At 42.1% G+C, this 9,099-nt stretch carries 9 protein-coding genes and 1 pseudogene; 5 read left to right on the forward strand and 5 right to left on the reverse strand.

Translation table 11 applies throughout. The features are described 5' to 3' along the window. Nucleotides 1–55 precede the first annotated feature (55 nt). Nucleotides 56–388 (forward strand): hypothetical protein, encoded by a 333-nt coding sequence (locus RMY16_RS32600; RefSeq protein WP_322739846.1) that lies wholly within the window; start codon nucleotides 56–58, stop codon nucleotides 386–388. Here RMY16_RS32600 and RMY16_RS32605 read toward each other — a convergent pair. The 3 genes from RMY16_RS32605 to RMY16_RS32615 all read right to left on the reverse strand — a co-directional run bounded on the left by RMY16_RS32605 (nucleotide 338) and on the right by RMY16_RS32615 (nucleotide 3,088). Next, nucleotides 338–1,012, reverse strand: coding sequence for a DUF2834 domain-containing protein (locus RMY16_RS32605; RefSeq protein ID WP_322739847.1), 675 nt, complete (start codon nucleotides 1,010–1,012; stop codon nucleotides 338–340). The two genes, RMY16_RS32600 and RMY16_RS32605, sit on opposite strands and share 51 nt — an antisense overlap. 119 nt (nucleotides 1,013–1,131) lie before the next feature. After that, nucleotides 1,132–2,283 carry a heat-inducible transcriptional repressor HrcA gene (locus RMY16_RS32610; RefSeq protein ID WP_322739848.1) on the reverse strand — a complete coding sequence of 384 codons (1,152 nt, stop codon included), beginning with the start codon at nucleotides 2,281–2,283 and terminating at the stop codon, nucleotides 1,132–1,134. A gap of 472 nt (nucleotides 2,284–2,755) precedes the next feature. After that, nucleotides 2,756–3,088 carry a rhodanese-like domain-containing protein gene (locus tag RMY16_RS32615; protein ID WP_322664859.1) on the reverse strand — a complete coding sequence of 111 codons (333 nt, stop codon included), beginning with the start codon at nucleotides 3,086–3,088 and terminating at the stop codon, nucleotides 2,756–2,758. A gap of 159 nt (nucleotides 3,089–3,247) precedes the next feature. Between RMY16_RS32615 and RMY16_RS32620 the strand changes: the two genes are divergently transcribed. The 4 genes from RMY16_RS32620 (at nucleotide 3,248) to RMY16_RS32635 (ending at nucleotide 7,412) form a co-directional block, all read left to right on the forward strand. Then, the gene (locus tag RMY16_RS32620; RefSeq protein WP_322739849.1) at nucleotides 3,248–4,909 is read left to right on the forward strand and encodes a DUF3352 domain-containing protein; all 1,662 of its coding nucleotides are present in this window, start codon (nucleotides 3,248–3,250) and stop codon (nucleotides 4,907–4,909) included. 330 nt (nucleotides 4,910–5,239) lie between these two features. After that, complete coding sequence (locus RMY16_RS32625) at nucleotides 5,240–5,734, forward strand: hypothetical protein (RefSeq protein ID WP_322664856.1); 495 nt, start codon at nucleotides 5,240–5,242, stop codon at nucleotides 5,732–5,734. 160 nt (nucleotides 5,735–5,894) lie between these two features. Continuing rightward, a complete protein-coding gene (cysE, locus tag RMY16_RS32630) occupies nucleotides 5,895–6,659 on the forward strand; it encodes a serine O-acetyltransferase (protein WP_322739850.1) in 765 nt (254 codons plus the stop codon). A gap of 54 nt (nucleotides 6,660–6,713) precedes the next feature. Next, the gene (locus RMY16_RS32635; RefSeq protein ID WP_322739851.1) at nucleotides 6,714–7,412 is read left to right on the forward strand and encodes a L,D-transpeptidase; all 699 of its coding nucleotides are present in this window, start codon (nucleotides 6,714–6,716) and stop codon (nucleotides 7,410–7,412) included. Between the two features lie 14 nt (nucleotides 7,413–7,426). Here RMY16_RS32635 and RMY16_RS32640 read toward each other — a convergent pair whose 3' ends face one another. Then, on the reverse strand, nucleotides 7,427–8,011 hold the full coding sequence (locus RMY16_RS32640; protein WP_322739852.1) for an Npun_F5749 family FMN-dependent PPOX-type flavoprotein: 585 nt from the start codon (nucleotides 8,009–8,011) through the stop codon (nucleotides 7,427–7,429). Between the two features lie 168 nt (nucleotides 8,012–8,179). Further along, a pseudogene (locus tag RMY16_RS32645) lies at nucleotides 8,180–8,538 on the reverse strand (transposase); the annotation flags it as partial. Nucleotides 8,539–9,099 lie beyond the last annotated feature (561 nt).

Below are 9,099 nucleotides of genomic sequence, written 5' to 3' on the forward strand. Positions count from 1 at the left end.
ATCCCATACATTGGCGCTTGAGCGCTGTTGTAAGGTTGTTGTCATTGTTTTATAAATGCGATTATTTGCAGATGAATTAGGTAGGTTTGACTACCTGTTACACATCTTAAATAATTTATTGCGTTTTGTAAAGTACTTTCAGAAAAAACTTTCTCTTGGGATTTACGCACCCACAGAAAATCCCCAAACCTTTGAAAAAGCGGGGACTTTGGGTGATATCACTTTGGATTTTAGACTTCGGCTTACCTCGACTCCGGCTCCATCAAGCGAAGTCGAGATGCTCGGCACAAGTCGCTCAGTCGAACGATTTTGGATTATGAAAAATGCACTTTATTCTTTAATTCGTTGCTGGCTGCTTGGATATGGACTCTATACCCACTTCTTGTAAAGGTGGACGCATAGATAAATAAACCAATGGCCCAAATAGCGGTATCAAGGCTATTAACCAGAATAACTGCGGATTTTTCCAACCGCGACGCGCCATATCATCCCCCAGCAACGTGGGAAATAATAAGCAGAGTAAGCAAAAATCTAAACTCATCACATGGATGAAGCGGTTAGTTTGCCACTCTTGCACAAAATTGCTCCAATCTCCACCTCTTATACCGTAGGTAACTAGAATAATCGTGGCTACTGTCAATACAAAACCAGTCACACGAGAATCTAGTAATTTGAGCAATATATTCTTTTTACCAACAAACTGATTATTTGGTTCTCTAAAGGCTAAGTACGGCAACAAGGCAAAAGCACCAACTCCGAAAGAGACAGTAGCAAACAGCCAAGCAGGTATTTTTTGTCCTCTACCATCAATAAAGATTACTGCACTGTAAATAAGAGGCCAGATGCCCATGAGGTTGAATAGTGCTATGACTAACGGGTTAACGCCTTGCCACTGCCCAATAGAAAGGTTTTTAATTAACTCGAATGTACCAGGTTGCTCAGGAGGCGCGAGGAAAAAAGCATAGACAACAAATCCCAGCCACAATAGACCAAAGGCAATTTTTTTAAGCATGAAAGATTTAAGTAGTATTAATTATTGATTTTGCCGTTATAAATACGGCTATCTGCTTGCTATGGTATTGTTTGCTCGCCTAAAGGCGTAGCGGCTTGTTCCTAAAGATTAATCGCTAATTAAGGATTGAAATAGCTGAAAGCTTTTGAAAGATAATCAGCAGCAGATGCTACTACTGCGATCGCACTTTCATAATCTAGGCGCGTTGGCCCCAAAACTCCCACACTTCCTACGGGTATAGAACCTCGGCGATAGTTAGAAGAAATTAAGGTGCAGGTACGTATCGGTTCTAATGGATTTTCTGCGCCAATGCGAATCGTTACCTTTGGTTTACCACCATCCTCTGGTTCTGGTTCTTCAAATATTAATCGCCACAGTTGGTCTTGTTCTTCCTCCAGCAGGTGGATAATCGTTTGTACCTGCTGTAACTGGGAAAATTCTGGCTGGCGTAAAACTTCTGACACACCCCGAACCATAATTTGGGTTGCAGTCGGTGCAAGAGTGCGACGAGTTAATTCGGCAACTGAGTTTTTCAAAAATTCTCCGTAGCGTTGGAACTCCTGATCTAGTTCGCTCCAGTTGAGGTTGGCTAATTCCAACAGACTTCGCCCCCGTAAGTGGGTATTCAAAAAGTTAGAAACAATCTGTAACTCGCGATCAATTACCTCTGAATCCCGTTGGGTTTCTTCTGGTGTTGGCGACAAATCCATCAATTTAGAATGTGTCTCATAACCATCTGTCACCACAATCAGCATGATCCGTCCGGCTTCAATTTGCACTAATTGTAGATGTCGCAATAACGCTGTAGTGGTTTGCGGCATCGTGATCAAGCTAATGCAACCACTTAAGGTTGCTAAAATCTGCGCTGCTCCTTGTAGTAGAGTTTCTAAACTCCGATCTTCCCACTGGAGATGCTTTTGCAGTGCTACTTCTACTTCTCGCCCTAAAGTTTCTGTACCACTTTGTGGAAGCAAGCTACGCATAGCGTCTGTCTGCGACACGCTGCGCGAACGCAGAGAAGGTGTAATTAGCTGGTCAACATAAATACGATAACCTGAATCTGAAGGTACACGTCCAGCAGAGGCATGTGGTTGGTAGAGCAATCCAGACTTTTCTAAAACACCCATTACATTGCGAATTGTCGCCGAGCTTACGCCCAGATCGTACTCCTCAACTAAAGCCTTTGAACCAACAGGCTCTGCCGTTGCAATGTAGTGACGTACCGTTGCCCAAAGTATATGCTGTTGTCGATTTGTTAACTGAACTTCCATAAGGTATGTTTTGCTGAAGGCAAATTTTAATCAAACTCTGAAAAAATTTGTGGATTTAATCGAAAACAGAGAATCTTAATAATTTATTAAGATAAGATAGCAAATTAGACAACTATCTTATGATAAGTATTTTTAAACGTTATATATAGAGCATTTTTTAAGAGTAAAGTTAGAATAGTAGCTCAACTTTATTTTTGCAAAAGCTGCTAGTCATAATGTACCCTCGCGATGCTTCTTTATAACCGTATTTTTGCACAAATTTTTACTTGCAACAGTATTATTAGATACGTATATTTTTGCAAGGGCTAATGCTGAAGTGTGATTTGGGACAGTCGAAAAGTTTTGTGCAGATGTACCTGATACCCAAATTTTAAGCTTTCCAGCAAGCCTATAAGTTGATGTACTTCTGCTTTTAGCATAGCAAACGCCAGATGGAAGGGTAAGTTCCATCTGAGTGATGTATCTGAAAAAGCTAATATTGGGGAATTGAAGGGTCTACTAGTAGGGAATAAGCATCAATACCACCCGAAATATTTTGCACATTTGTAAAACCTTGGGCAATCAACCACTGGCACATCTGGGCAGAGCGGATGCCATGATGGCATAACACCAGGGTTTCAGCTTGGGGATTAAAGAGGGTAGGTACTTGATCTCCCCATTCGGCAAATTGACTTAAAGGTAGGTTGACAAAGCCTTCAATGCTAGCGATCGCCAATTCTTCTGGTTCACGCACATCTACTAGCTGAATACTTGCATCACTAGAAGAAAGACGTTGCGCCAGTTCTTCTACACTAATTTGATTCATGAGTTCCCTGTCATGAGGTTTTTGTAAATAGTCCTAATACTATTTATGGTGACAGAAAATTTCTGCCTTGACATCAGCATCCATTCTCAAGAGGGTTGATTAATTCTGCTAGGCTTTCTGCTTAAATGGCTGTAAACCGTCTTTTTTAATAGGTTTAATGTGAATAGGCAACGTTCATTTATCGGTTTTATCGTAGCTGGGGCGATCGCAGTGCTAGTAATTGCGATCGCAGGCTTTTACTGGTTTTTCGCTAAAAGTCCGGCTAACCTCATTGGTTCTAGGTCTGGGCCTGGTGCAGCCATATTCGTATCGAAACTGTCCCCTGCAATGGTTTCATTATTGACAAATCCTGACCGTTTGCAGGCGTTGGAGCGCGAAGAGGAGCTATCTAAACTCAAAACCAGTTTATTTGCCAAGAGTGGCATAGATTACAAACAAGACATTCAACCCTGGTTAGGGGACGAAATTACATTAGCTATCACCACCTTAGATATTGATCGCGATCCAGAAAACGGACAGCAGCCAGGATATCTGTTAGCATTAGCAACCAAACAACCGGAGAAAAGCCGCGAGTTTGTGGAATTGTTGTTTTCTAAACGAGCGTTAGCTGGTGCAAACTTAGCTGTTGAACAATATAAAGGTGTAAAACTGATTTCTGACAATTCCCAGCCAGAACAAGACTTGCTTGCTGGTGCTGTTGTCGGTGAAGGCTTTGTGTTGTTTGCCAACGATCCGAAAGTACTACGAGATGCTATCAATAACGTCCAAGCGCCCGATCTGAATTTAACTAGCTCACCCGACTACCAAAAAGCTACCAAAGAACAGCTCAAAGGGGGTTTAGCTGTAGCTTTCTTGAATCTTCCCATCGTGGCAAAATGGCAAGGGTTAGAGTTACCAGAACAACTTTATAACAGCCAAATTATATCCTTGGTGTTAAATCCTAAAGGATTGCTGGCAGAAACCACCTTTTTGACTTCATCGGAAATTGTCCCTCCATCTGCACCGTTATCTAAACCTGTGGGAGCATTGCAATATGTTCCAGCATCCGCAGGTTTAGCAATTTCCGGCTCGAATTTGAGTAATTTGGCTGACAGTGATTTAGCCAAACTCTGGAAACAAGCAACAGCAACTATATATGGTTCTGGGGAAGATGTGATTTCTCGGTTAGCAAAACCTTTGGCAGATGTTCAAAAACGCTGGGGTATAAACTTACCAGAGGATATTTTTAGCTGGGTACAAGGAGAATATGCTATGGCATTGTTACCGGAGAAAGAGCAAACAACTCCTCATTGGATTTTTGTAGTAGAAAAATCCGAGGGTGTGGAAAAAGGTATTGCTCGATTAGATGCGATCGCCTCATCCAACGGACTCAGCATCAATACCCTGACTATAGATCAGCAAAAAATCTCCGCTTGGACAGAGTTAACCACGGCTACAAAAAAAAGCGATGTCAAAGAAGGAGCATCTTTCAGCATTGAAACAAAAGTACAGGCATTGCATACAACTTTAGGAAATTACGAAATTTTCACGTCTGACTTAGAGACTATGGATGAAATTCTCACAACCAAGAATAATTCCATAATTGACAATCCTAATTTCAAAGATAGTATTGCGGCAATTCCCCTACCAAACCAAGGCTATATATATCTTGACTGGACAAAGAGCCAGAATTTGTTAGAGCGTCAAGTACCTGTTCTCAAACTAGTGGAAGTCTTAGGTAAACCATTTTTTAATAACCTGCGATCGCTCACAGTCAGTAGTTATGGAACTGACACGCGATCGCTCAAAGGTGGTGTCTTCTTCAAACTCCATAATTCGTGAGATTTTCATAAAAGCTCAGGTGCAGAAGATAAAGGTAAAAAATTCTTTTACCTTTACCCTTTACCTTCTGTACTTTCTTGCTTAAACATATTTACGTAGGTTTTATGTAATATTTGCTAGCTAATAATTTGATTGCCAGAATTTCCCACTCGGATGCGATTTAAGCCTACTGTCGAGATCCAGAAACAACCTAGCAATTAGCTGTCAACTTTCCAAAACATTAACTGTGGCACATTTGAATGTGGCACACCCAACTGAAATTTCACTGGATTTTTTTCATTAGAATATGTATATATCATCACTAATTTAAAAGCCTGTTGGAGGGCTACTATGAAATACTGTTGCCCCCGACTTCAGTTTCGCGGCGGTTGGCTGTTGGCTATTATATTTACCGCCATTACAGCTACCCCTGGGATAGCACAGACAGCAAACTTTGCCACTTTGAATTTATCAACAAACTTTGATTCATCACAAGGAACAGTGCAGGGGTTTACAGGCGGTTCTTACTCACTGTCTGCCATAAGTAACCGCGATCGCGATCAAAAAGCCTGTATTGGCTTTGCCGATTCTAAACCAGATCACATTATGGTTTTGGAAAAAGACTTTTCCCAGCTAACAATCCAAGTTGATAGCAACAACAACGACACCACTTTAATCATCCAAGGCCCAGATAAAACTACGATTCGTTGTGGTGATGACACTGGCAAAAGTAAAGATGCTAGCGTTAGCGATCGCGACTGGAAAAGGGGCACATATCGGATTTGGGTAGGTACATTTAACCCTGGAGTTAAGCGTGATTATACTCTAAAAGTGGAGCAGCAGTGAATTGGGGAATGGGGAGTAGAGGAGAAGTTGTAGTAAGTTTTTCCCCTCTGCACCTCAGCCTGTTGTACCCAATCCCCAATTCTGATTCCCAATTTTTAGGTGTAACCTGAGAGGATAATATGGGAGAGTAGCTTGTTGTGCTTTCCGAGGGTGCTATCTCGTGCTATCTATACTGCGTGCTGACTTTCGTATCATATTTGAACGTGACCCAGCTGCCCGTAACTGGTTGGAAGTTTTATTTTGTTACCCTGGTTTGCAAGCCTTGTTATTCCATAGGCTGGCTCACTGGCTGTATAGTGTTGGTCTTCCCTTTATTCCGCGCCTGATTTCTCACTTGGCTCGGTTTTTGACTGGAATTGAAATCCACCCTGGTGCAACAATTGGGCAAAGTGTGTTTATTGACCACGGGATGGGTGTAGTAATTGGTGAAACTGCGATCGTGGGAGACTATGCTCTAATTTATCAAGGTGTCACCCTTGGGGGTACTGGTAAAGAATGTGGTAAACGTCATCCTACTGTGGGTGAAAACGTCGTAGTCGGAGCGGGAGCGAAGGTACTGGGCAATATCCAAATTGGCAATAATGTCCGTATTGGTGCTGGTTCTGTTGTTTTAAGAGATGTGCCTTCAGACTGTACTGTGGTAGGTGTGCCTGGGCGCATTATGTATCGTTCTGGAGTTCGGGTTTCACCTCTTGAACACAATAACTTACCAGATTCAGAAGCTCAAGTAATTCGTGCTTTAGTAGACCGGATTGAAGCGTTGGAAGAACAAATACAAACTCTTCAGCGCAACAGTTCTTCAGACAAAACCCCTGTGTTAGTAGGTTGTGTAGCTTCTAACCAAGCTGATTTATCCCAAGACGCTCCTGTGTGCAGCCTTAAAGATAAGGCAATACAGGAGTTTCTAGATGGTGCAGGTATTTAAAGAATTAATCTGCACTTTTGTCTAATTCTATTTAGCTGCAACAAATCTGAGGCAATGACAAAAGAGCCACCCAGCAAAACTCATTTGCATCGTCAGAAGATACTAATAATTCTTCTAGTGCTGATAAGTGGCTCTTTATTCTATTTACTATTAGTTCGGCTAGGATTGATAATGCCTGTGGGGCAAATTACTCAGGTATTGTGTTTTCAATATTGTCAGCCTGAACCACAACTTCATACTCCCTTAGCCGAAGACGAATTATTGAATTACGACCAACCCCTTGAGCAATTAGTTTCTACAGCCAATAACAATAAAAAAATTTCTCTTTTAATTGAAAAATCTAGACACAGACTAACCCTGTACTATGACCTAAAACCACTCAAGTCTTACCCTGTAGTTTTTGGTACTAACCCCATTGGCGACAAACAAGCAGAGGGTGACAGCAAAACTCCAGAAGGTATTCTGCAAATCAAAGACCTTTATCCTCACCCACAATGGTCGAAGTTCCTATGGCTTGACTATCCCAATCCCCGATCTTGGCGAAAGTATTTTCAGGCAAAAGCTAGTGGTAAGTTACCTTGGCATATTCCTATTGGGGGCGAAGTTGGGATACATGGTGTCCCTGTGGGCAGAGATAACATGATTAGCGATCGCTATAATTGGACTTTGGGTTGTCCTTCCCTGAAAAACAAAGATGTAGATGAACTATATCAATGGGTACAAAAAGGTACAGTTGTCGAGATTCTTCCTTAATTTGAAAAGATTGTTCAAGGATTAATTTCTTCACAAAACCACTCTTGATTTTCATCACGCTGGTAAAACCTTCTATTTTGTGGTTCACCGCGTAATTCTAAATGATCGACCTGCACCGGATCGAGTAGCAGTAGACAAAAATTAGGCACTGGCTGCATAGGTTCGGGTGCTGGTGGTGCAAAAGCCTCTGGGGTATGAACTCTGGGTTTACCAGGATGCGGCCAAGCAAACTGTAAACGCGCCGCATCACTTAATTCTTGCCACATGGCGATCCGGGCTGGCTGTAAAACCTGGTCAGAATCATTACTGCTTATCAGGGTCAAACAACCAGTGATGCGAAATTGTTCTCGTGTATTGGGGAAGTACCAGCAAACTTCTACCCAAGGTTGTTGCTGTATCTGATCGGCTTTGGCGCTACGGTTATCGGTGATAAATTTTAGCTGGTTTGTATCTTCCAGAAAGCCGCGAAAGACTAGGGTACGATTGGCGGGGCGACCATTCGCTTGTAGCGTTGCTAGTTGCAGGTAACGGGCATAAACAAGGCTACGGTTGCGATGGAGTGCATGAGCGATCGCACTTCGCCAAGGAGCAAGAGACATTATACAATTCTGTTGGTAATCTAGCGCCAGGTATTCTTGAACATACTACCACTTCAATACTTCTGGTTGTGCGCCAGTGATTCCTAAAAGTTATCTAATGCCAAGAAGCTTTAAGATTCCGGTGCTGTAAGACAAACAAAGAAAGACGGTTCGTCAGAATTTACAAAAACCATACTCGCATAATCTACTGCGAAACTCGCTCAATACACTACAGTCAAATCTGAATCTGTTAGCTCTAAACCAAGTCCATATTTCCAATCTATTCGACTCCTTACTGCATCTGCCGCTTGTCTATCTGTTAACCCTTCGGCAAATTGCATGACTGTGATTAATGCCAGTTTCCCTGGAGACATTGCTGATTGTCCGCATCTGGCTGGGAATAGGATGGTAAACTCTCTATCTGCGTATAACACTCCTAATTCATCGTACATTTTCATGTACATATTCCCTTTTGGGAATAGACTTCTTGCAAAAGTTGGGGTAAGGGAAAAAGGGTAAAGAAACTCAAAATCCTTTCCCTTTAACATGCATCCTTTTCCCTAAGAGTGCAAAAATATATTTTTGCAAGAGACTCCATGAGCTGCGCTCACAAGGAACAATGAAAATGATCTTGGAACGATTTTGCGTTGTTTCAGCCTCTATTTTCAAGGCAGGTCTAATGACGCACGCGCTATTTGTGCTGTTTGTTTTGGTATTTCCCATTGATTTTTTGGATGCAGTGTCATACACAGATACCACAAGTTACTCTATTTTTTGTATCTTCTGACCTGCTGCTCTAAGCTTTATTAGGGGGTCTTACCCCCTATTCACCAGCTGTATCCTTAAAGGCGAGGGAGGCTGGGAGGGAGAGGTCTGTCGAACTCACGTTAATATAAATTCTCAATAAAAACAGCTATTTCACTGCGATATCTGCGGCGGGCTATGACGCTCGACGGCTCACTAAGGCTGCGCTATCGGTATCGCACTATTAAATCGGTGATTTATACTCCTAATTTTTAGCACCTAACTTTGGAGTACTGCACCTCAATACTACAATAACCTGAGTTCGGGTTAAGCATTGTGAGATAAAAGCCATTCCATCTGAAGGC

This window comes from Nostoc sp. DedQUE12b (genome assembly GCF_034530835.1).
In the GTDB taxonomy this organism is placed as follows: domain Bacteria; phylum Cyanobacteriota; class Cyanobacteriia; order Cyanobacteriales; family Nostocaceae; genus Nostoc.